Source organism: Kaistella faecalis (genome assembly GCF_019195395.1).
Classification (GTDB): Bacteria; Bacteroidota; Bacteroidia; order Flavobacteriales; family Weeksellaceae; genus Kaistella; species Kaistella faecalis.
Genome location: NZ_CP078067.1, coordinates 569,206 through 593,431 on the forward strand (window position 1 = coordinate 569,206; position 24,226 = coordinate 593,431).

Consider the following 24,226-nt stretch of genomic DNA (forward strand, 5'->3'; position numbering starts at 1 on the left):
GATCTTCCACTGGCTCCACCTCCCTGAATACGCAATGGGTCGCATCTTCTCAAAACAGGAAAACGCAGGAACACCACCGCTTAAAAACTCCGCGTCCTACTACACTCCCCTCCCATACTGCTGGGCCGCCGCACGCAGGTCACGCTCAATCTCAGCTCTCAAAGTTGGTGGCGACAAAACTTCTACGCGCTGACCATGAGACAAAATTTCCTGTCTGAAATCATAAGTCGGCACAAGATAATAAGAGAATAAAGTTCTTCCGTTTTCTTCCTTTACAACCCGTTGTGAATGATGAAGGGGAAGCGATTTGATATAATTTCCCTGCTCCCGGTCAAAAGACAAAATAATATCTGACGGCTTTTCTCCATTAGGTGCGATAATGCCAAAGCTTTGACTAAACGCAGTCCGCGGATCAAACTGCTCCTTTTTAAAACTGCTGTTTTTAATTTCAAAATCCGAAATGCGGTCTAATGCAAAAGTTTTGATAAACAGATTTTCAGATTTGAATTCATTAGCCAGAAGGTACCATCGGTGGTGAAATTCTTTCAGCGCATAAGGTTCAACGACACGCTCAGATTTATCACTCGTCCAGTATTTTTCATAAGTAAAGCTGATCACTTTTGAGTTCTGTATCGCGTGAATAATTCCGTTCAGCAGGTTTAAGCCCCGGGATTTCCTGGGTTCAAAGATCATAATGTCAGAATTGCTTTTGGCTTCACGGTAGGCTTCAACCAACAGCAGATTGTCAAATACGGATTCCTCAGCGTTGGTAAGTTCTTCTTCAGCGATATAATACACATCCCGGGAGCGCCGGTAAGAAATTTGAATGCCTGCTACTTTCAAAATAGCTTTTTTATCCCGCTGAAAAGTACGTTCTGTGAATTTCAGTTCACCGAGGTCCTTTTCTTCAAATTTTCTTTCCAGGTAAGCCTTTGTCTCCCGATAACTTGCCCCTTTATCTTTTCTTCCTCTTAAATATTCCTGAATATACTGCATACGCAGCATCTGTTCTTCTTTTGCCATAATATTTCCTTTTTATATTTTTTGCGTAAAAAACTGATAACTGGCTTCTATAGTAATCCAGACATCATCAATAGCCAAAATATCTTCTAGCCTAAAATCAGTATGAAACATCAGACAGTGCATAAGATAACCGAAATGAAGGTCTTTCAGTTCTCCTGTAGTCATCCATTGCCATTCGTTCCAGTTGGTATTGAAAAATTCGTCATCAAGATGTGTCATCATATAACCTATTTCAGATCCTGTGATAAAAGGATCACCAACTTCTACACCCTTTGTCCATCAGAAATTTTCATTATAACTGAAAACATTTGCAGTAACATCTAATTCAAAATCATCAATAATGCATTGATTCTTAAGAGTTAACATTTCCAGCGTAAGTTTTAATAAATAATTTCGTACTCTGATTTCCTCAGTGCGAATTTTGTCATTGATCTCACAAAACTTCTTTTTATCTTTTTTGGAAATGCTGCTCATTAGTTCTATCAAATATTACTAAGCAAATATAAACTACTTGAACGACACAATAGGTCGCTTTAGTAGCATATATGGAACGCAATACGGAAACCGAAGAAATCAGCGGTATGCTCTCAGTTTTTCTTTTAAGTCAACACAGTTTTCTTTATCATCTTATCCTTATTATTTGCGGAGTTCTAAATTATTGCTACTGGAAGAAAAGAGAAATTACATCATCAATTAGTTGAATGACTTCCTTTGTCCGTAATCGTTCTTTACTTTACAAAATGGAAGAATTTAAAATTGAACATGCTGATAATGAAATAATGTATTACAAAAGATTGGGTCGGCAGATTTTTGATGACGTTTTTCTGTTAGAAGCCGGTACACAGTTTATTTTAATCAACCAGTTTTTTCAGCTCTTGACACATAAGTCTTACGATGAAGTTAAGCCGGCCTTTAAGAACCATTTTTGGGGAAAGACCAGAGACAGATGGTATTTATATGATCTGGAAAGCCATACAACTACACATATCCACTTTTCAGTGGTTAATACCTTTGTAATGAGCTATGCAAATGTAAGTTTTGATGGCATTTCCTATGGTTTCATTAACCGCAGTTGCGAAATGATAATTCCTCCTAAATATGGCCCTGGTTCTTATTTGGGAGCAAATTATTTTTTAGTTTCTAAAGGAAATGAGTTTGGCGTCATCGATATCCATGATCACATAATCATACCTTTTGTGGTCGGAACGCCCCCCACTTTTACGCAGGTCATAAACCATGTTCTTAATAACAGAAAGCCATTGAAAGAATGGCTTCAGTTATAGCGGAAATCCACCAATTAGGAATATCATGTACACCTTCGAGAGGTTTTCCATTTACGATGTTGGAGAAGAATAACAGATGTGAATTTTATTTAAATTTTATTTCTATATTTTGAATTCCAAAGAAGAACATTCTGACTTATTGAATCACAGTATACAGAGTCCTTAATCGTGTATTGACCTGGATGATACGCCTCAAAAATAATTAGATCTTCATTGTAATAAATACGGTTTCTCGCTGTGTTTGAAATCGATCTCATATTATCATAAGCTTCTCCATATATTTCTTCGAAAATATTGTCTAGAATATCAAACGTTCCTCCGCAAATGATAACATTTGGTTCAAAAAGAGCAATCTGTCTTTTTAATATGTCGTTTTCAGAACTGTATTTTTTAACTTCATTATAATTTGCTTTGGCACCTCCAGGAAGTTTTTTTGCATTAATATATGCAATGTTTTTGATTATTTCAGTTATTTCGTACTCCTCCCTAATATCTGGCGTGTTTTTCCAGTTAGTTTGGTTAAAAATTCCATACAGAGTATAAATGATCGGTATGAAAGTATTCCCCCATCCCGTTTCATCTTCTAATTTGCTTCTTAAGTTATTTAGTACATCAATCATACTCCAAGCATGATTATCTCCTTCACTATTAACTTCCTTGTTAATCCATAATATTTTAATATCACTCTTAAAGTACCTATCAATATCAACTATACCATCAGTAATTGGTGTGCAGTTAATCCCTTCTAGGTTTCCAATCTCTGTTATTAAATTTTCATGTTCCTTCCTTAAATTTTCAACATCCATGTCTTTGTTTTTTTCAAAAGTACTTGTTTTTTTTGATCAGTAAATTATGATCTCAAATTTATTTTTGACAGAAGAGTTTAATAATTCCATAAGTTTATAATCAGAGCAGTTTTGCAAAATACTGCTGTAAATATCCATTACCATTCTTATAGTTGTTTCAATGGAACTTTCTTTATTCTTCTCGTTAATTACTATTCTATCAATAACCTTATCCCGGAAAAATTGATTACTGTCTTGGTCAAGATGAATCCTGTAAACAGTTTCATATTTCAGAAGATCTTCAAAGATGTGGTTGACCTCTACAGTTATCATATTTCGCTGGTGCAGTTCATCAATAACTACAGCTAAGAAAATAAAATGAAGAATGATTGGTTGCTCCTCCTGAACCACTCTGTAAACACCGCTCCTTTCCTCGAGAATAAGTGGGCCACAAAGGGTACACTCGTCAGCACTCTGCTTCGCAGCATGAATTAAGTTGTTAGTAAATCGTTCCGCTACGGAGAGAACATTATTTTCGCATCCCTTCCAACCTTTCGAATTCAAACATTCAGCCCTGAGGTAAATTTGCTTATCCTTCATCACCTCCCGTAATGTCATTTTTTTTGATGTTTTCATGATAGATATTTCATCAAAAGTAAAAAAGTCAAAAGTCAAAAGATGTCCGTGTGAGAATAATTGAATACCTCGCTGCTAGAAGTGTCCCGGCAGCCGCACGAAATGCAAATTCGACGAAGTCAATCCTTTCGCGTGGCATAAATTAAATATTGATTCGCCGAAACCAGCACCTCCCCGAATACCCCACTACCACTGCCGTCTTTCCGCGCAGCAGGAAACCATCTGCATCATAAAACCGGATCAGCGCAAATTTCAGATAATGCGCTTGCACAGACTCAAATCCCTCCTCCTCAGCAATAAAAAACTCAGTACACGGAAGCGAAACCTCAAAAACAAAATCCTGAAACTCCAGCGGATCCTGCCCCTCATCAGGATCAATAAACCGTAGCGTAACCACCGCTTTCGTACTACGTGCAGGAATACGGTCAAAAAACAGTGTCCGCTTTTCATAATCATAGCGGCATCGTTTTCCGTCACCAGTGTTCCATACAAAATCGTCAAGGATTTTCCCGCTTTCAGCATGCTGCAGCCCAAGTTGCACCGTCCGCTCCCCCTTGGAAGATACGGGATCCAGCTTCATAAGGTCGTGAAGCATCTTCGCCACTCTCCCATGAAGAATCGGATCACGGAAATCCTTTACAAAAGGCTGGAGAGCCCGCCGCAGTTTTGCACCAAATTTTGAACAGCGCCCGAATTCAGAGGCGTTTTTTCTTACATTCACATATTTTTCATCTTTCAGGATCTTTTCTCCGTCAAACCCACCCGGTTTCCGCACGATAATTTTGCCGTTCATTTTATAAAACGAAAGCCCATCCATCTTTCCCTTAAATTTAAGAATACCTATAAGCTCTGCCATATTATTGATAATTTTAGTGATACTCAAAGATAATAAATATATTATATAGTATGGATACAGCATGAATACAGTATGGATATAGTATGCTTAAGGGTACGTCTCCCTTAACCGTTCCAGGCGCTTATTTAAGGATAAAGGCCGTGCCTGGGAAGTTCAGTAAAAAGCTTTAGAATGCAGTATAAACCGGGAAAAGATGTTTGCCGGATAAATTTCTAAGAAAATGGCTTAGCTTCGGTCGATAAAAATTCATGAAGAAAAGAAACATACCGACCTCCGGTCTATTGCAGGAAAAGTTTTCCTGAAGAATGAGTCCTATACGTCCACTACTTACCCCGCAGGAATTTTCTGTTCAGGGCACAAAAAAAAATTCCGCAACGGGTGTTGCGGAATTTCAAGTGGCCCAGCTTGGGCTCGAACCAAGGACTTGCTGATTATGAGTCAGCTACTCTAACCAGCTGAGTTACAAGGCCAGAAAACAAAAGGAGATAAACCCTCTGTTTTGCGAGTTGCAAATGTAAATATTTTTTTGAAATTTCAAAAGCTTTTATCCCTTTTCCTGGCATAATTCTACCAAAACTCCGTTGGTGGATTTAGGATGAAGAAAGACCACCAGTTTATTGTCGGCCCCATCTTTTGGCTCTTCAGAAATAAATATGAAGCCTTCTTTCTTCAGTCTTTCAATTTCTGCATAGATATTTTCAACACCGAATGCGATGTGGTGAACGCCTTCGCCTTTTTTGTCCAGAAACCTGGCGATCGGACTTTCAGGATTGGTTGCTTCAAGAAGTTCGATCTTACTGTCTCCCACTTCATAAAAAGAAGTCGTAACTCCTTCCCTTTCCACAGATTCCTGTTTATAGCTGTGTTTTCCTAACAGGCGTGCAAAAAGATGATCGGAGGTTTCTAAGGATTTTATGGCGATGCCGATATGTTCGATTTTCATAGGGTTGGGTGTTTGATGAAGGATGATGGGGGTTAGGTGTTGGATGATTGACCTTGGCTGGGATGATGAATGATGGGAATTAATACGTTTTTTAAACATCCCGCATCCCTCACCCGGCATTCCTCAAATCTCAAACAAAAATAGTAAATTTGCCGCATGAACGAAAGCAACAGACAAAGAAAAGTAGCCCAGATTATACAGGAAGATTTTGCAGAATACTTCCGCAAACAGGCCAAGGAAAGCAAACAGACCTTTTTGGTGACTGTTTCTGATGTGAAAGTAACCGCCGATTTAAGCATTGCTAAGATTTACCTGAGTATTTTCCCTGCCGAATTCCGCACACAGATCATGAAGGAAATTAACGAAAATAAGGCGCAGTACCGCAACTTCATGGGCCAGAAAATGGGTAAGCAGGTAAGAATTATCCCGGAAATCAATTTCTATCTTGACACGACTCTCGATGATGTTGAGAAAATTGAAAAAGAACTGAAAGGCGAAGGCGATAATCCTATCCTTTAAGCGAAATCCGATAAAATTCTTCTTCTTGAGAACCACTCCACTCTACATAGCGACAAGGTATCTGCTGGCTAAAAAAGGCAGCACAGCGGTAACATTTATTACCTGGCTGGCGGCGCTTGCCATGATGGTTGCTGTAACGGCAATGTTCATCATTATTTCCGTATTTTCAGGACTGGAGGATCTTAATCGTGATCTTATCGCGAATCTTCACGCAGATATTACCCTGAAAAGCAAAGAAGGAAAAACCCTGCCTGCCATTGATAATGCTGCAAAAATCCTTGCATCGGACACCGAAATTGCGCATTTCTCAAAAGTTATTGAGGAGCGCGTGTACATTAATTTCCGCGAAAACGGGGATATCGCAACTCTGCGTGGTGTAGATTCAGCTTATGTACTCGTAAATCCGATTGACAAGAATATTTTCTACGGCAGCTACCCGAGTTTTAAATATTCCAATGAGGTTTTAATCGAAAACAAACTCGATAACCGCCTGGCCATTCCCGTAGGTGAAAGTTCGGAATTCGCAAGTCTGATGATGCCCAAACCCGGCACAGGAATCATCAGCAAAGAAGAAGATATCTTTAACAAGAGGGAAATATTTGTCTCCGGAGTTTTTCCGGGTAATGATCAACTCGACAATACCGTTATTTCTCCGATTGAGCTTACAAGAGAGCTGCTTGATCTGCCAAAAAAATCTGCTTACCAGATTGTCATTAAACTGAAAAACCCCGAAAACACCAACACTGTAAAAGCTGACTTACAGGAAAAACTGGGCAGCAAATACGAGGTTAAAACCAAGGCTGAGGAAAATGCAGCCTTCTGGAAAATGATCAATACAGAGAAACTTTTCATTTACCTCATCTTCAGTCTCGTGATTTTCATTACCACCTTTAATCTTGCTGGAGCGATCATTATTCTGCAGCTCGACAAAAAAGAGCAGGCCAAGTCACTTATTTCTCTGGGCATGAACCTCAATTCACTTAGAAACATTTATTTCTATACGGGGTTGCTTATCGTAATCTTCGGTATTGTGAGCGGACTTCTTCTGGGAACTGCCATCAGCTATTTCCAGATTTCAACAGGATTCTTCAAGGCCGGTGCAGGTACAGAGCTTGCTTTTCCGGTACGGATCCGTCTCGTCAACTATCTTATTGTTGCCGCTACCGCCGCGGTTTTCGGCTTTCTGGTTTCCTGGTTTTTTTCAAAGATTAACAAATCGTATTTTACTGTTAAATAAGATTTTACAGTCACAATTTTATCTATCTTTGCTGCCTTAATTTTTAAATCAATTCATGAAAAACTCTATCACTTTATTCATTACGCTGCTAATGTTTAGTTTCGGCAAGGCACAGATCCCATCCGGATATTACAATGCAGCCGCAGGCTTATCCGGATATTCACTGAAAACCAAACTTAAGGAGATTGTAAGTAACGGGCATCAGGACAAGGGATACGCAGGACTTTGGGATGCATACAAAATTGGTGATTTAGACAAATTCTACGAAAACGATAACACCATTCTCGATATTTATTCAGAAAAACCAGCAGGTCCCGATGCGTACAACTACACCCCGGCAGTTAACCAATGCGGAGGCACTACTCCTGCATCAGAAGGAGGTTGTTATAACAGAGAACATTTATTCCCGCAGGGTTTTTTTGACGAAGTTAACCAGGGATTTCCGATGAAAAACGATTATCTCCACGTGATGCCGACTGATAATGTAGTGAACGGCAAGCGGAATAATTATCCTTTCGGTACAGTAGGTAGCGCTACCTGGACTTCAACCAACGGTTCTAAGCTTGGGGTAAGTAATTTTCCCGGATTTCTTGGAATTGTTTTTGAGCCGATTGATGAGTTTAAAGGTGATGTAGCCAGAAGTTTGCTCTATTTTATCACAAGATATGAAGACCAACTGCAAAATTTTGATTATAATGATGTAAACAATCCGCAGGATGGCAGTAAAAACCGCGGCTTTGACCAATGGTACATCAATCTGCTGATGTTGTGGCATAAAAATGATCCCGTTTCACCAAAGGAAACCGCAAGAAACAATTACGCGTACGTTTATCAGAAGAACAGAAATCCTTATATTGATCATCCTGAGTATGTAGCGATGATCTGGACATCAACTTTGAGTACAGGTGAAAATACAGTGGCAAAAAACGATTTAAAAATCTCCCAGAACCCGGTTCGAAACGGTGAACTTGTAGTCAGCGGCGAAAACATCGGTAAAATTGGATCTGCGCAAATCATTTCAGTAACCGGACAAGTGGTGCAGACCGTTTCTGAACCTTTTAAAAATTCGGATAGAATCGTGTTGAAAAATACAGCCAAAGGAGTGTATTTCCTTAAAACTGCTGAGCAGACTTTAAAGTTTATTTTGGAATAAATAATTCCATAAAATCCTATATTTTAAAAACCGGCAGCTGTTGCCGGTTTTTTATTTTGTAATCTCCCGTATTAAAAATGGAAAGAAAACGTGTATTGACGGGATGAGATACTGTGGATAACAATCGTGTCTTGGGAGGCGATTATTTAGTAACTTTACCCTCCAATTTTTATTTTTAATCTCATGAAAAAATTTACCACTTTATTACTGGGCTTCATGTTCTCTATAGCATTGGCGCAAGCTCCCGCAAATTATTACAACGGGACCGAAGGGCTAACCGGGGCTGCCCTCAAAACAAAGCTCAGCCAGATTATTACTGCAGGGCATAAAGATAACGGCTACGACGGACTTTATAACGGATATCCTACTACAGATTCGGATCACTATTATGAAAACGACGGTACCGTTCTCGATATATACTCTGAAAACCCAACCGGAACAGATCCTTATACCTACAGACACGGAATCAAAAAATGCGGCAATTACAGTGTAGAAGGCGACTGCTACAACCGCGAACATGTTATTCCGCAAAGTTTCTTCAACGAACAGTCGCCCATGCGCGGCGATATTCATTTCGTAAGACCAACTGACGGAAAGGTGAACGGAATGCGAAGTAACTACCCTTTCGGGGCTGTCAACAGTCCCTCATTTACGTCAAAAAATGGAACCAAAGTGGGACCGAGCAGTTCACCGGGATATGGCGGAACCGTTGCTGAACCTATTGATGAATTCAAAGGGGATATCGCACGTATGGTATTTTATTTCGTAACCCGATATGAGAGCAGACTCTCTTCTTTCTCTACCGGAAATATGCTTGGCGGATCTGCATATCCGGGCTTACAGGCTTGGGAAAGAGATGTACTGCTGACATGGTCTGTTCAGGATCCTGTTTCACCCACAGAAATTGAGCGTAATAACGCATCATATATTTTCCAGAAAAACAGAAACCCGTTTATCGACCGTCCCGATTGGGTTCAGCTGATCTGGGGAACACAAACAGTAGATAACCAGGCACCTTCCGCTCCTACTAATTTAGCGGTAGTTTCTACTACCACAGCGTCTGCCAACCTCAGCTGGACCGCTTCGACCGATAATATTGGTGTTGCTTATTATAAAATCTTTGTGAACGGTGTTTTCCACAGTAACTCAAACGCCACCACCGCAACCGTTTCCGGACTTGCCCAGGGTACTACGTATGCGTTCTATGTAATAGCAGTGGATGGTGCAAATAATGCATCAGTGCAAAGTAATACCGCCACAGGAACAACACAGATTGACACCCAGGCACCTACTGCTCCGTTAAATTTGTCGGTAACCTCTGTAGGAACCAATAATATTGCCGTACAGTGGACTGCCGCGACTGATAATGTAGGGGTAGCATCTTACGACATTTATGTTAATGGCGAATTACAGGGTTCCACCAATTCTACTTCAACAAATATTGCCAACTTAAGCCCCGTAACCACATATTCGATTTATGTTGTGGCAAAAGATGCTGCAGGAAACATTTCTCCACAAAGCAACACGGTAACCGCTACTACTTCTGCAGTAGGTGCGAACTGCGGTAATGAAAACTTCGAAACAATCCCGGCAAGTTCTTCGAACTATTCCACCTATAACTGGACAAGCAACGGAATTTCGTGGACCTCTGAAGACTCCAGAACCGACCAGACAATCAACGGAAGAGCGATTACAATCCGTGACGGATTTCTTACCGCTTTATCCGTTCCAAACGGAATCGGTGATCTAAAAGTTACAACGCATCTCAAATATTCAGGCTCTGCGGGAACTTTAAAAATCTTTGTTAATGGGGTAGATACAGGAAAAACGGTGCCTTACAGTGCTACTGTAACTACTACAACCGTAACCGGCATTAATATCTCCGATACCGTAGAGATTACCCTTCAAAATTCAAGCACCAGCAACAGAGTGGCAATTGATGATTTAAGCTGGACATGCTACACGCTTGCTGCTGTTAACGAAAGTGCTGTAAATAAAAATTCGATCAGCATATATCCAAATCCAGTGAAAAATGGAGAATTAAATGTGAGCGGTAAAAACCTGTCTGCTGTTAAGACCGTTCAGATTTTCGATTTCACAGGCAAACTTGTTCAGAGTATTGCTCAGCCTTTTAAAAACTCCGGTAAAATCACTTTAAAGAATTTACCGAAAGGCGTTTATATCCTGAAAGCAGATAACAGCACTGCTAAATTTATTGTGGAATAATTTCACACTCCATTATAAGATAGCCGGAGGATTTCTCCGGCTTTTTTATTACCTGCCCCCTTTCACAGTAACAATTCGGAACAAAAAAATACTAATCCATAAAAATTTAAAAAATGAACAACCACGAAATCGACTACAAAATTCACGGCGAAGAAATGCAGTGTGTAGAGATAGAACTCGATCCTCAGGAAAGCGTAATCTCGGAACCGGGAAGTTTTATGATGATGACCGAAGGAATCAATATGGAAACCCTCTTTGGCGACGGGACCGAAAAAGGATTGATGGGAAAACTTTTTTCTGCCGGAAAAAGAATGCTTACCGGCGAAAACCTTTTCATGACGGTTTTCACTAACGTTTCTAACCAGAAAAGACAGGTGAATTTTGCGGCACCTTATTCAGGTAAAATCATTCCCCTTGATCTTTCTGAACTGGGCGGAAAAGTCATCTGCCAGAAAGACAGTTTTCTTTGTGCTGCGAAGGGCGTTGCTGTAGGGATTGAACTTCAGAAAAAACTCGGAACCGGACTTTTTGGTGGCGAAGGCTTCATCATGCAGAAGTTGGAAGGCGACGGAATGACTTTCGTTCACAGTGGAGGACACGTGATCGAGAAAGATCTTCAACCCGGCGAGATCTTAAAAATCGATACAGGCTGTATTGTCGCGTTCACCAAAGATGTGCAATATGATATTCAGTTCGTAGGCGGAATTAAGAATTCCATTTTCGGTGGAGAAGGTCTGTTTTTTGCGCAGCTCCGAGGTCCTGGTAAAGTGTGGATTCAAACCCTTCCCATTGCCAGACTTGCCAGCCGTATTCTGCAGTTTGGCACCACCAAAAAAGGAGAACAGGGCAGCATCCTCGGCGGCTTGGGAAATCTTCTTGACGGCGACGGTTTATAGAAACCATAAGAAATACTTCAAGGCAGTGTTGAACCCTCAACGCTGCTTTTTTGTTAATCAATATCATCAAAATGTCTTACTTAAGAATTACTGTGAATTTTTAAACCCTTCTAATTTGCAGCCAATGAGGCAATCTTCTGGCTGCTGAAGGGAACATTTCAGTTGTTTTACAGTGGACATTTAAAATACCTAATATCCTGTTGATCTGCTTTTTAAGAAATATTTAATACATAAAAAAATTTCATCAACCCAAAAATTGTCTAACTTCATGAAAGCATTTATGACAGCTACAGTTCGGGATATGGAAAAAAAACTTAATAACCAGGGCAACGACAGAATTCTAACAGGATTTATCCTTGCAGTCCTCACGTTTTGGCTGTTTGCCAATTCAATGATGAATATTGGCCCTGTCATGGGTAAAGAATTGAGTTTACCATCGAATACCATAAATATTGCGGTATCCCTTGCAGCCTTATTTTCAGGGATTTTCGTGGTTGTTTTAGGAGGCTTGGCTGACCATATCGGCAGGGCAAAAATTCTTCGCACCGGACTTTACTTAAGCATCGCCGGATCTCTTCTGATTGCTGTAACCCCATCCGGAAAAGCAGCAGAACCTCTTTTACTGGCTGGTCGAGCTTTGCAGGGGCTTTCAGCTGCTTGCATTATGCCTACGAGTTTAGGTTTAGTTAAAATTCTGTGGGCAGGCTCTGCGCAGCAACGCGCTATCAGTTTTTGGAGCATGGGAACTTTTGGCGGCTCCGGCCTTTCAGCACTCTTTGCGGGAATTATCGCCACAAACTTAGGTTGGCGCTGGATTTTTGTTTTTTCAGTTCTGGTTGCTGCTTTATCACTTTATCTTTTAAAGAACTTGCCGGAAAGCAAAAAACAATCTTCCGGTAAATACATACCCGATTGGATCGGCATTGCAATTTTTCTGATTTCAATGGTTTGTCTTGAACTTTTTATCACCAAAGGTGGTATTCTGGGGTGGCTCAGCTTAAATTCTGTACTGCTTTTTGCGGGCGCCATCATTTCCTTTGCAACATTTTACATCTATGAAACCCGTGCAGACAAACATTTTTTTGATTTCAGCTTATTTAAAAACAGAGTCTTTTCAGGAGCTATTATCTGTAATTTTCTAATGAATGCTGCTGCCGGAATCATCATTGTCGCCCTAACATTAATGCAGACCGCGGCAAATTACAGTGCCCAGCAGGCTGGTATGCTCACCTTAGGATATGCGGTTTCCGTCATAATGTTGATGAGAACCGGCGAACGGCTGATGAGAAAAATCGGCGCCAGAAAACCGATGGTCTGGGGCTCACTGATTGTTGCCATTGCTACCGTTCTTTTAATGCAGACCTACGTAATGGCCGCAACCTACAGAGTTTTGGCATTGATAGCCTTTACTTTATTCGGAACCGGATTAGCACTCTTCGCGACGCCAGCCACTACGGCAGCACTATCGAATTTACCGGCCGAACAGTCAGGTGCGGGAGCAGGAATTTTTAAAATGGCTTCTTCACTTGGTGCCGGATTTGGGATTGCCATTGCGGCGGGAATCTTCACCGCTGCTTCCAAAACCATTGAGGTTCAGGATTGGCTCTCTTCTCTTTTTTCGGGAAGACAGGACAATATCAATTTCCGCCTCGCCGCCATGCCGGCATTGGCTTCGGTTCTGCTGTTTGCCTTACTTTCGGCCATCACGGCAGGATTTAAAATTCCAAAAGACGGCGGAAAATTAACTAACAATAAATAAAAATGAATGGTATGCAAAATTCAACAGCACAGCAATCTTACCGGGGTAACGACCGTTTGCTTTACGGGATTATCCTGGGGGTTTTAGCTTTCTGGCTATTCGCACAAACTACCCTTAACATTAATGTAGGAATGGCAAAGGATCTCGGGATGGAGCAAAACATGATGAATATCGCAGTATCAATTACTTCGTTGTTCTCCGGGATCTTCATTGTGGTTTTAGGAGGTTTGGCTGACAGAATCGGCCGGGTAAAAATGATACAGATCGGTTTTATTTTCAGTATCATCGGTTCTGCTTTAGTGGCTGTAACGCCCAGCGGTGCATTGGCAACTCCGGTTTTAATGACAGGTAGAATCTTTCAGGGACTTTCGGGAGCTGCACTCATGCCTGCAAGCTTAGCTCTGGTAAAAGCTTATTGGGACGGCGCCGCGAGGCAGCGGGCGGTGAGTCTCTGGTCCATCGGTTCATGGGGAGGTTCAGGATTCTGTGCGCTTTTCGGTGGTTTGGTAGCCTCTAATTTGGGATGGAGATATATTTTCTGGACAACTGTGGTGATATCCATCATCGGTTTTCTGATGGTAAAGGGAACTCCTGAAAGCAAAGGCGAAACCAAGGGTGATTATAAATTTGACCTTGCCGGGGTGATTACATTTATGCTTTCCATTATCGGACTGCAGATTCTACTGAGTAAAGGAAGTTCTTTTGGCTGGACCAGCGGAATATCATTAGGACTATTTGCCGCATTTATGATTTTTGGATTCATTTTCTATAAACTGGAATCGAAAAACAGCAGTGCATTTGTCGATTTTAAACTCTTCAAAAACTCTACTTACACCGGAGCAACAATTTCAAATTTCCTTTTGAATGCGACCGCCGGTATCCTCATCGTTTCTCTTTCATTAGTTCAGTTGGGCGCAGGTTTAACTTCACAGGAATCCGGATTATTGACATTGGGCTACGCGATCGCCATCGTTTCCTTTATTCGTGTAGGTGAAAAACTGCTTCAGAAATTCGGGGCCAGAAAACCAATGATTTGGGGTTCGTTAATTGTCGGGCTCTCCATAATTCTTCTGATGCAAACCCAGGTGATGACAGACACTTATAAAATTCTCGCGATGGTATCCTATACGTTATTTGGTTTGGGACTGGCATTTTATGCCACGCCGTCAACTGATGCAGCACTCTCTAACCTTCCGGAGGATCAGGCGGGAGCCGGAGCTGGAATCTACAAAATGGCTTCTTCTCTGGGAGCGGCATTGGGTGTCGCAGTTTCCGCAGCAATTTTCACCGCGCTGAGCGGCACGACAGGTTCTTTTGAGTGGATGGACGGTTTGATCAGTTTTGTCGGAAGACAGGATAATCTTGCATTGCGGCAGGGTGCAATGATCGCGCTGGGTGTGAATTTATTAATGGTTGTGCTGGCAATCATTTCGATCGTGCTTACCGTTCCGGATTATAAAAAACCGGCGCCGCAGCATTGACAGTTATTTACGTTTAATCGTTAAACTTTTAAAATCTTACAAAATGAGTACAGCAGTTTTAGAAAAAATAAAATCAGGAAAAGACACTTTAACATCGTGGATGAATCATATGCATAAAACGCCTGAATTAGCCATGAAAGAAACCGGCACCGCCAAATTTATTGCAGAAAGACTGCGTGAAATTGGCGGCTGGGAAATCGTGGAAGGAGTAGGCAAAACCGGAATCGTAGCCTCCATGAAAGTGGGTGACAGCGAAAAATCCATCGGTTTACGGGCAGATTTTGATGCATTGCCTATTGAAGAAGATAATAATTTGCCTTACAAAAGTACGGTCCCCGGGAACGCGCACCTTTGCGGACATGACGGACATACAACAATGCTTCTTGGTGCAGCAAAATATTTAGCGGAAACTAAAAATTTCAATGGGACAGTACGCCTATTCTTTCAGCCCGGTGAAGAAACCATGGAAGGGGCTCCCGCGATGATTGCAGACGGCCTTTTCGAGAGATTTCCCGTTGATTCAGTTTTTGGAATGCACAATATGCCCGGGCTTGAACTGGGCAAATTCTACTTCAACAGCGGTAAATTCATGGCCGCGGTGGACAACTGGGAAATTGAAATTACCGGAAAAGGAAGCCACGGCTCCATGCCGGAACTGGGAATCGACCCGATAGTCTGCGGATCGGCGCTTGTGATGGCACTTCAGACTATTGTTTCCAGAAATCTTTCTCCGTGGCACAGTTCAGTGGTGAATGTGGGCGCATTCCAATCCGGAATCGCCGGAAATGCTGTTCCCCAAAAAGCCATACTGAGATTAAGCATCCGAAACATGGATCCGGATGACAGAACGATGGTTTTGGACAAAGTGCGCAAAATTACAAAGGCACAGGCTGAAACTTTTAACTGTCAGGTGGAAATCCGGGAAGGAATTCCGGGAACCGTCCTGGTAAATGCTGATGAAGAAACCCATTGGGCAGCCAACGTTGCAAAGGAAACTTTCGGTGAAGAAAATGTTTTTACCGATGCACATCCATATATGGGAAGTGAGGATTTCGCTTTCATGCTTGAAAAAAAGAAAGGTAATTACTGCATGGTAGGAAACGGCGACACCTTTATGGTTCATCACCCTCAATATGTCTTCAACCAAGAATTATTACCTGTTGGAGCGAGATATTGGGTAGCTTTGGTTGAAAATTACCTTAAATAAACCCTCAGATTTTTAAAATAAAATCAATGGCCGGAAATCATCCTGCCATTTTTCGTATTTGAATTTTGCTATAATCCGGTACTGTTTATTTTCGTAAATTAGTGTCAGTAAAATCATACTCCACTGATAATGAATATGCAACATTCATAAATTGCATTAAAACACTTATTTCAGTACTGATAAAACTGCAGCCATGAAGAAGAAACAACGCCATCTTCTGATCACCAAATCTTCCGGCCAGAAAGTCCCCTTCAATGTCGGAAAACTTAAAAATTCTCTGCAGCGGGCAGGTGCAAGTAATTTTCAGGCTGAGGAAATCATCGGTGAGGTGATTGCGATGCTGGTTGAAGGCATGTCGACTTCTAAAATCCATAAAGTAGCTTTGCGTTTGCTGAAAGGATATTCGCGGCCTATGGCAGCAAGATACAAACTGAAACAGGCGCTCCTGGAACTGGGTCCTTCAGGATTTCCCTTTGAACAGTATATTGCGGAACTTCTGAAATTTCAGGGCTATACAACCGAGAACGGAATTTTTCTAAAGGGACATTGCGTTACTCATGAAATTGATGTGATTGCAGAAAAAGATAAAAAGATAATGATTGAATGCAAATTCCATAACCGGCCCGGATATGTTTGCGACATCAAAATCCCACTGTATATCCGCTCCAGATTTGTTGATGTAGCGACATCCAAAAACATCGCAACAGGAATTACTGAAAAATTTGATCAGGGATGGATCATTACAAATACGCGGTTTTCCGAAGATGCCACAATTTACGCAAAGTGCATGAATATGCAGTTGGTAAGCTGGGATTATCCGAGTAACAATGCCCTTAAAGACTGGATAGACTACTCCGGACTTCACCCTGTTACTTCCCTCACCACGCTTACGCAAAAAGAAAAACAGGACCTGCTTGCGGAAAAAGTGGTGCTCTGTAAAAACCTCATTAATAACCATAAAGCTCTGGAGCAAATTGGAGTAAAGTCTCCACGTCTCCAAAAAGTGGAGGCTGAATGCAAGGCGCTCTGTGAGCCTTATCCTGAAAAGCAATAACTGAAAAACACGAATCATGAATACCATCAACATCAAATTTCTGGGAGCAGCGGGAACAGTGACCGGATCAAAACATCTTATTTCGGCTTACGGAAAAAACATCCTAGTAGACTGCGGACTTTTTCAAGGACTAAAAGAACTGCGGCTTATGAACTGGGAACCGCTGGAGTTTCCTGCCAGTGAAATCGATATGGTACTCCTTACCCACGGACATCTGGACCACACCGGTTATTTACCACGGTTAGTAAAAGCTGGATTTTCAGGTCAGATTATCGGGACATCTCCTACCCTTCAAATCACCGAAATCATATTAAAAGACAGCGCAAAAATTCAGGAAGAAGATACCAACAGAGCGAATAGGTTCAGGTATTCAAAACACCATCCTGCACTGCCTTTATATAATCTTGATGACGTGAAGGAAACTTTGCCTTTATTCAAATCGAAACCGCTGAACGAATGGCAAAGCATCCACGAAAATATCCGCTACCGCTTCAGATATAACGGTCACATTATTGGTGCCACATTTATTGAACTTGAAATTGGCGATAAAACGCTGGTTTTCTCTGGTGATGTCGGCAGAGAAATCGATCCTTTGCTCTTTCCGCCTGAAAAGCCTGAGAAAGCAGACCTCCTTTTCATTGAAGCCACATACGGAAACCGAACACACCCTGAAGATCCTGTGAGTGATGACCTGGAAAAACTCATCAACAGCTGTACCGACAGAAACGGTACCATCATCATTCCAAGTTTTTCCGTGGAACGTACGCAGTTGCTCATGTACCTCTTTTGGCAGCTTAAAAAAAGGGGGAAAATGGCTAAAATCCCTATTTATATGGACAGCCCCATGAGCAGAAACGTTCTGGAAGTTTTCCATCAGAACAGAGAGTGGCACAGGCTTTCTTATGACGATTATGATGAAATGTGTGATGAAATAAAATTTATCAACACCGTAAATGAGACACTAGCTTTGGCAAAAGATTCACGTCCTAAAATCATCATCGCCGGAAGCGGAATGGCAGCTGGCGGACGGGTACTTACCTATCTGGCAAAATATTTAGGCGATCCAAATGCAACGATTATGATGGCCGGATTTCAGGCAGAAGGCACCCGTGGAAGAGCTTTACTGGAAGGCGCAAAGGAAATAAAACTTTACGGAAAATACTTTACTGTACGTGCAAATATTGAAAACATTGAAGGTTTATCTGGCCATGCCGACCAAAACGGATTAATTGACTGGATGCGAAAACTTACACAGCAGCCGGAAAAAATTTTCATCGTTCATGCTGAAAAAGAAGCTGCGGAAGGACTTCAGCAAAAAATTAAAGAAGTTTATCATTGGGATTCTGAAATCCCGAGACTTAACGACCAGGTGGAAATCCCTGTAAATGCGTAAAATTATTCGCTGATCATGAAGCCTGAAAAAATTTCTACTCGATGGAACGTCATTACCGGTGGTCCCTGCACAGGCAAAACGACCGTTGTCAACATTCTGGCTCAACGAGGCTACAAAACTACCATTGAGTATGCAAGGCATTATATTGATCTGCAAAAAATTCAGGGGCGCACTGTTGAAGAAATCCGGAAGAATAAGAAAGAGTTTCAGCTCAGTGTACTCAACATGCAGATTGCGGAAGAAAATTCCCTTGACCCGAATGAAACAGCTTATCTGGACCGTGCGTTGCCCGACGCCATGGCTTACCATCAGTTTCTGGGATTGGAACTTGATGAATTTCTCATTCAGCAATGCCATAAATACCGTTATCACAGGGTTTTTATTCTGGACCGCCTGCCCTTAACCAACGATTATGCACGGCTGGAAGATGAATCTGAACAGCTCCGGATTCACAATCTTATCATTGAAGTTTATAAAAGTCTAGGCATTCCGCTCATTCACGTTCCTGTTTTGCCACCAGAAGAAAGGGTAGATTTTATTCTGAAAAATACTTAAATAATTGAAGAAGAGATAAACCTGAGTTTACAAAAAAAGATATAACTCATACATAAAATCATTACTGAAATAGCAATTCTTCAATGCGCTTTCATTATTTTTGAAGCATGGAAGAGCAAAAAAAGTTTGGAATCATTGGGCGGAACATTTCCTACTCTTTTTCCAAGAAATATTTCGAAGATAAATTTCAGCGGCTGATGCTAAAGAATCATTTTTACGACGTTTACGATTTACCGAATCTTTCGGAAGTCGAAAACATTTTGAAAAAGGAAAATCTCCTGGGATTGAACGTCACCGTTCCCTTCAAAGAAAAAATACTTCCCTATCTGGACGAACTCAGTGAGGAGGCGGAAAAAACAGGTGCGGTGAACTGTATTCTCATTAAAGATGATATTAAAAAAGGCTTCAATACTGATGTTTTCGGTTTCGAAAAAACCCTGCTGCTTCACAGGAAAAGTTTTCATGATTCTGCTTTGGTTCTGGGAAACGGCGGTGCTGCAAAAGCCGTACAATATGTGCTTAAAAAAAATGACATTCCGTTCCAGACTGTTTCCAGAAAGGGCGAATTGAATTTCGGAAATTTAACTGCCAAAACTGTTTCACAAAACACGCTCATCATCCAGTGCACGTCTGTCGGGACTTTTCCAAATGTTGATGACTGCCTGGATTTTCCGTTTGAAGGAATCACTGATCACCATCTTGTTATTGACCTGATTTACAATCCCAATTACACCTCTTTCATTAAAAAAGCTGCAGAAAAAGGAGCTAAAACGGTTAACGGTTTCTATATGCTTGAGCAGCAGGCAGAAAAAAACTGGGAAATTTGGAACTTTTAAAAAAAATAAGTTAATTTAGTGCTCTGTTTAACGACAAAGTTCAGGTACTACCCGTTTTGCAGCCCAATTCTAATAACAAGTTTGCTATGATCACAGAAGATTCAGTCTCTGACAACAATGAGAAAAAACCGCTTCATGAAGAGGTTTCCCAGGAACACAATTCCGATAACGCTAACCCAACCAGCGCAGTAACTCCTGCAGAACCTGCTACGGAAGAAACTGCAACCGAAAACACTGTAGAGCCTGCAGAGGATACTTTACAGGAAAAACCTGAACATCAGGCGGATGTAGATACCTTACAATCTGTTGAAAACGCTCCTGAGGAGAAAGTACTTTCTGAAATTGATCCCCAAAAAGCTGATGATGGCGAACCTCACGAAGATCATGAGGAAGCAGCGTTGGAATCTGTGGCGCATTTAACCTTACCTGAAATCCTCAAAGAAATGGAAGCCATCATCAATAAAGAAGATGCAGGTGCTCATTACAGGGCTTTCAATCATTTGAAAGAACAGGCTAATCATTTCATTCACGACGAAACAGAAGACCAGAAAAACGAATTTGTTTCAGCAGGAAATCCGGAAGAAAGTTTCAGTTTTCACCATCCTGCACAGGCAAAACTTTCAGGTTTGCTCAATATCTTCCGCGAAAAAAACAATGAGTACACCAGAAAACAGGAAGAAAACCATTCTAAGAATCTGGAAGAAAGACAGCAGATTATAGAAAAACTTAAAAATCTATATTCCAATACAGAGGCAGGCACCAATCTCTTTAAAGCCATCCGTGAGATTAAAGAAGCGTGGAAAAATGCTGGTCAGGTGGCCAAATCTGAATTCAAACTGCTCAACAACAATTACTTTCATCATCTGAATCAGTTTTATCAGATGCTGGATATGAATAAAGAGTATATGGAGCAGGAATTTGCCCATAACCTCGAGAAACGACAGCATATTATTGAACGCGCCAAACAGTTGGAAACTGAACCGGCGGTGCAGAAAGCACTGAACGAACTGCAGTATCTGCACAAACTCTGGAAAGAAGAAGCTGAACCGGTTGCTGAAGAATTCCGTGAAAAAACCTGGGAAGAATTCAAAGAAATTTCAAATAAAATTCATGACAGAAAATCTGAACTTTCGGCTCAGATTGACGAAGAACAGACGCTGAATCTGGAGAAAAAAAATAAAATCATCGAGGAAATTAAGAAACTCGCAACTCCGGAAAAAGATCCTAACCATAGTTACTGGCAGAATTCAATCAAAAAGATTGAGGAATTGAGAAGTGAGTTTCTCAAATTAGGCAGCGTACCACGAAAAGTATCGAACCAAAACTGGAACGATTTCAAACATCATCTTAGAAATTTCAACACAGTAAAGAACGAATTCTATAAAGGTCTCAAAAGTTCTCAGCATACCAATCTGGAGGAAAAGCTTAAACTCATCCAAACTGCAAAAGACAACAGCCTTTCGGAAGACTGGGAAACCACGGTTCCTCTGTTCAAAAAACTTCAGGATGACTGGAAGAAAATCGGTCACGTTCCGCGCAGTATGACCAATAAAGTTTGGGATGAATTCCGTGAAGCCTGCAACGCGTTTTTCAATAATTACAGAGAGAAAAACAATGCAGTAAACGATAACTGGAAAGAAAACTACAAGAATAAAAAACAGCTCCTGGAAGAACTGAAAGAAATTTCTGATGAAGAAGGAAGTGTGGAAAAAATTGAAAGCATAAAAACGAGCTGGAATAATATCGGAAAAGTTCCGCGCGAAAAATTATCCATCAACACGGAGTTCAACAAAACCCTGAGAGAAAAGCTGAAGCTCAACAAAATTCATGAATATGACCTGAAAGAAGAAGGTCTTTCTGAAAACCAACTCACCGATAAAGCCAGAAAAATCAAAAACCAGATTGCTGATCTGGAGGCGGAAATCGTCAAAATGGAAAATAACCTGAGTTTTTTCAGCAATTCTACCCGCGAAAATCCTTTACTTAAGGATACTTTCGACAGGATTGATGAGAAAAAATCTCAGCTGGAAGCAATGAAGCAGAGTCTCCACAAAATACTCTCCGGCGAAAACCAATAATCAAACATGTTTAAAAAGATAATTTTAGCACTGTTCATCAGCTCCGTAACGCTTGCGAATGCACAGGAAGCCGAAACCAGCATTCTTTCATTTTCGAATCCGCTCGAATATGACGGGACCGAATTTTATCTTATCCAATCGAAGCAACGTTCCAAAACACTTTTTCAGGAACAGTATATCCCGAAAGATGAGAATCTGCAGGATTTCACACAACTTTTGGATTTTTCCTTTTTCAATAAAGAAATCGAAATGGAACTGGCGGTAAGACAAAAAGTAGAATCTGTACAGCAAAGAGAAAAGAAAGACAAGTTTGCCAAAGTAAATGTGACCGAAAGTCCGGACGGTAAAGAATTCGTTGTTGATTATTTTATCTCGGAATCTCCCGAAACCGGCGAGCCGTATATGGAATATAATATTTACCGTTTCAAAAATATGGAGAATGGCGGGCAGAAAAGTTTTCTTATCATGTCTTACGCGAAAAGAATGTATGGTGATCTGAAATCGGCAGCAAAAGCTCTGGCAAAACAACGCGACCATTTAATGGCGACGATGATCGAATATAAAGTCCCGGAAATAAAAGTTGCCGCAAGTGCTCCCGGAAAATAGAATAAAGACGTTTAAATACAAAACACCCGGCAAGAGTTGGGTGTTTTTTAATTACAATACTTCAGCAGAAAATGAATCACGAAACCTATATCAAACGCTGTATCGAACTCGCGTTGAAAGCCCGGGGAAACACTTACCCGAATCCGCTGGTGGGAAGCGTAATTGTGCACAACGGTGAAATCATAGGTGAAGGATTTCACGAGAAAGCAGGAGAAAACCACGCGGAAATTAATGCAATTAATTCTGTGACAAACAAAGAATTATTACAGGAATCCACCATTTATGTGTCTCTGGAACCCTGTTCCCATTTTGGTAAAACGCCGCCATGTGCCAATAAAATCATTGAGACCGGATTCAAAAAAGTAGTGATCGGAACGCTGGATTCTCATGAAAAAGTGAACGGCAAAGGCAAAAAGATGATTGAAGATGCCGGAATTGAAGTCGTGTCAGGGGTTTTAGAAAAAGAATGTCAGGAACTCAACAGGCGTTTCTTCATTTTTCATCAGAAGAGAAGACCGTTCATTATTCTGAAATGGGCAGCATCCGGGGACGGTTTTCTGGATAAAGATTTTAAACCAACCCAAATCGGCAACGCTTTAACCAAGCAGTTTGTCCACCAGCTCAGAAGCGGGGAACATGCAATTTTAGTAGGAACCAACACGGCTGTGACAGACAATCCAAGCCTTACAACACGTGAGATCGCAGGCAGAAATCCTGTTAGAATTCTCATAGATTTTGATCTGCGAGTTCCGGGAAATTTTAATATTTACAATGACGAAGCTGAAACTCTTGTCTTTAATTCTCTGAAAGATAAGGAAGAAAAAAATATCAGGTTGATCAGGATTAAAAAGGAACACTTTCTCGAAAATCTGATGGAGAAACTTTACGAAAATCAAATACAGTCTCTGATTGTTGAAGGCGGAAGTTTTACCCTTCAGCAGTTTATTGATGCTGAATTGTGGGATGAGGCAATTATTATTAAAAATGAAAACATGAAGTTATCAAACGGAACAAAAGCGCCGAAATTCCAGAACGGAAATTTTGAAACAAAAATTTTCAGAGATAATATTATTGAATTTCACAAAAATCTGTAAACTTGGAATTTTCTTTCAATACCATAAAATCGCCTGTAGAAAACATTCTTCTAAAGGAAAAAGGAAGCAAATTTATTGGATTTACTTTTCCGGTAAACGATGAAACCGAACTGAAAAAAAGTTTAGAAAAGATACGGGAAGAACATCCGAAAGCCACGCATCACTGCTACGCATTCCGGCTCGGAATGAAAGGCGAAAATTACAGAGCCAATGACGACGGAGAACCTTCCGGCAGCGCCGGTCTGCCGATATACAATCAGTTGTTGGCTCATGACATCACAAATGTTCTGGTGATTGTGGTGAGATATTACGGCGGCACCAAACTGGGTGTTTCTGGGTTAGTAAAAGCCTACAAAGAATCAGCAAAAATCACGCTTGAAGAAGCTGAAATGATCACCAAAGAACTGGAATCTGATATTGAAATTGCTTTCAGTTTCAGTCAGCAGAACCAAATCTTTACTTTACTCAATAAATTCGACGGCAGAATTCAGGACTTTTTGTCCGATGAACAATGTGTCATCAAAGCAAAGATTAAAACCTCCCAAAAAGAAAACATCTCGGAACAACTGTCCGAGATGCAAAATATATCGTTTAAATTTACTTAGA

At 40.9% G+C, this 24,226-nt stretch carries 23 protein-coding genes and 1 tRNA gene; 17 read left to right on the forward strand and 7 right to left on the reverse strand.

Translation table 11 applies throughout. From position 1 onward, the window contains the following. Positions 1-99: 99 nt before the first annotated feature. Together KTV93_RS02690 and KTV93_RS02695 are read right to left on the reverse strand one after the other, a co-directional pair. A complete protein-coding gene (locus KTV93_RS02690) occupies positions 100-1,023 on the reverse strand; it encodes a helix-turn-helix transcriptional regulator (RefSeq protein WP_218249794.1) in 924 nt (307 codons plus the stop codon). A 12-nt stretch (positions 1,024-1,035) separates the two neighbouring features. Continuing rightward, positions 1,036-1,245 carry a hypothetical protein gene (locus KTV93_RS02695; RefSeq protein WP_218249795.1) on the reverse strand — a complete coding sequence of 70 codons (210 nt, stop codon included), beginning with the start codon at positions 1,243-1,245 and terminating at the stop codon, positions 1,036-1,038. Positions 1,246-1,763: 518 nt separating this feature from the next. On the opposite strand from KTV93_RS02695, the gene KTV93_RS02700 reads away from it, so the two are divergent. Then, complete coding sequence (locus tag KTV93_RS02700; protein WP_218249796.1) at positions 1,764-2,306, forward strand: hypothetical protein; 543 nt, start codon at positions 1,764-1,766, stop codon at positions 2,304-2,306. Between the two features lie 89 nt (positions 2,307-2,395). On the opposite strand, the gene KTV93_RS02705 is transcribed toward KTV93_RS02700, so the two are convergent. From KTV93_RS02705 to mce, 5 genes are all read right to left on the reverse strand, one after another. Further along, on the reverse strand, positions 2,396-3,112 hold the full coding sequence (locus KTV93_RS02705; protein ID WP_218249797.1) for a hypothetical protein: 717 nt from the start codon (positions 3,110-3,112) through the stop codon (positions 2,396-2,398). A 36-nt stretch (positions 3,113-3,148) separates the two neighbouring features. Continuing rightward, on the reverse strand, positions 3,149-3,727 hold the full coding sequence (locus KTV93_RS02710; RefSeq protein ID WP_218249798.1) for a hypothetical protein: 579 nt from the start codon (positions 3,725-3,727) through the stop codon (positions 3,149-3,151). A gap of 142 nt (positions 3,728-3,869) precedes the next feature. Next, complete coding sequence (locus KTV93_RS02715; RefSeq protein WP_218249799.1) at positions 3,870-4,583, reverse strand: hypothetical protein; 714 nt, start codon at positions 4,581-4,583, stop codon at positions 3,870-3,872. A 396-nt stretch (positions 4,584-4,979) separates the two neighbouring features. Beyond that, a tRNA-Ile gene (locus KTV93_RS02720) sits at positions 4,980-5,053 on the reverse strand. Positions 5,054-5,127: 74 nt separating this feature from the next. Further along, the gene (gene mce / locus KTV93_RS02725) at positions 5,128-5,526 is read right to left on the reverse strand and encodes a methylmalonyl-CoA epimerase (protein WP_218249800.1); all 399 of its coding nucleotides are present in this window, start codon (positions 5,524-5,526) and stop codon (positions 5,128-5,130) included. A gap of 156 nt (positions 5,527-5,682) precedes the next feature. Here mce and rbfA point away from each other — a divergent pair, with 156 nt between their 5' ends. The 16 genes from rbfA (at position 5,683) to KTV93_RS02805 (ending at position 24,225) form a co-directional block, all read left to right on the forward strand. Further along, positions 5,683-6,045 carry a 30S ribosome-binding factor RbfA gene (gene rbfA / locus KTV93_RS02730; RefSeq protein WP_218249801.1) on the forward strand — a complete coding sequence of 121 codons (363 nt, stop codon included), beginning with the start codon at positions 5,683-5,685 and terminating at the stop codon, positions 6,043-6,045. A 25-nt stretch (positions 6,046-6,070) separates the two neighbouring features. Then, positions 6,071-7,282 carry an ABC transporter permease gene (locus KTV93_RS02735; protein WP_218249802.1) on the forward strand — a complete coding sequence of 404 codons (1,212 nt, stop codon included), beginning with the start codon at positions 6,071-6,073 and terminating at the stop codon, positions 7,280-7,282. Positions 7,283-7,337: 55 nt separating this feature from the next. Next, complete coding sequence (locus tag KTV93_RS02740) at positions 7,338-8,435, forward strand: endonuclease (protein WP_218249803.1); 1,098 nt, start codon at positions 7,338-7,340, stop codon at positions 8,433-8,435. A 183-nt stretch (positions 8,436-8,618) separates the two neighbouring features. Next, the gene (locus KTV93_RS02745) at positions 8,619-10,661 is read left to right on the forward strand and encodes an endonuclease (protein WP_218249804.1); all 2,043 of its coding nucleotides are present in this window, start codon (positions 8,619-8,621) and stop codon (positions 10,659-10,661) included. Positions 10,662-10,774: 113 nt separating this feature from the next. Beyond that, complete coding sequence (locus KTV93_RS02750; RefSeq protein WP_218249805.1) at positions 10,775-11,557, forward strand: TIGR00266 family protein; 783 nt, start codon at positions 10,775-10,777, stop codon at positions 11,555-11,557. Between the two features lie 268 nt (positions 11,558-11,825). Continuing rightward, entirely contained in the window at positions 11,826-13,316 is a 1,491-nt protein-coding gene (locus KTV93_RS02755; protein WP_230259185.1) for an MFS transporter, read from the forward strand. Between the two features lie 11 nt (positions 13,317-13,327). Next, a complete protein-coding gene (locus KTV93_RS02760; RefSeq protein WP_218249806.1) occupies positions 13,328-14,797 on the forward strand; it encodes an MFS transporter in 1,470 nt (489 codons plus the stop codon). Positions 14,798-14,840: 43 nt separating this feature from the next. Continuing rightward, positions 14,841-16,004 carry a M20 aminoacylase family protein gene (locus KTV93_RS02765; RefSeq protein WP_218249807.1) on the forward strand — a complete coding sequence of 388 codons (1,164 nt, stop codon included), beginning with the start codon at positions 14,841-14,843 and terminating at the stop codon, positions 16,002-16,004. Between the two features lie 193 nt (positions 16,005-16,197). Beyond that, complete coding sequence (locus KTV93_RS02770; protein ID WP_218249808.1) at positions 16,198-17,058, forward strand: restriction endonuclease; 861 nt, start codon at positions 16,198-16,200, stop codon at positions 17,056-17,058. Positions 17,059-17,074: 16 nt separating this feature from the next. Further along, positions 17,075-18,451, forward strand: coding sequence for an MBL fold metallo-hydrolase RNA specificity domain-containing protein (locus KTV93_RS02775; RefSeq protein WP_218249809.1), 1,377 nt, complete (start codon positions 17,075-17,077; stop codon positions 18,449-18,451). Positions 18,452-18,466: 15 nt separating this feature from the next. Continuing rightward, entirely contained in the window at positions 18,467-19,006 is a 540-nt protein-coding gene (locus tag KTV93_RS02780; RefSeq protein ID WP_218249810.1) for an AAA family ATPase, read from the forward strand. Positions 19,007-19,113: 107 nt separating this feature from the next. Beyond that, positions 19,114-19,842: a shikimate dehydrogenase family protein gene (locus tag KTV93_RS02785; protein ID WP_218249811.1), complete on the forward strand. Its 729-nt coding sequence runs from the start codon at positions 19,114-19,116 to the stop codon at positions 19,840-19,842. A gap of 86 nt (positions 19,843-19,928) precedes the next feature. Then, positions 19,929-21,920: a DUF349 domain-containing protein gene (locus KTV93_RS02790; RefSeq protein ID WP_218249812.1), complete on the forward strand. Its 1,992-nt coding sequence runs from the start codon at positions 19,929-19,931 to the stop codon at positions 21,918-21,920. A gap of 6 nt (positions 21,921-21,926) precedes the next feature. Continuing rightward, positions 21,927-22,526, forward strand: a complete 600-nt coding sequence (locus KTV93_RS02795) for a hypothetical protein (RefSeq protein ID WP_218249813.1) — start codon at positions 21,927-21,929, stop codon at positions 22,524-22,526. 71 nt (positions 22,527-22,597) lie between these two features. Next, positions 22,598-23,620: a bifunctional diaminohydroxyphosphoribosylaminopyrimidine deaminase/5-amino-6-(5-phosphoribosylamino)uracil reductase RibD gene (ribD, locus tag KTV93_RS02800; protein WP_218249814.1), complete on the forward strand. Its 1,023-nt coding sequence runs from the start codon at positions 22,598-22,600 to the stop codon at positions 23,618-23,620. A gap of 2 nt (positions 23,621-23,622) precedes the next feature. Further along, positions 23,623-24,225, forward strand: a complete 603-nt coding sequence (locus KTV93_RS02805; protein ID WP_218249815.1) for an IMPACT family protein — start codon at positions 23,623-23,625, stop codon at positions 24,223-24,225. Position 24,226 lies beyond the last annotated feature (1 nt).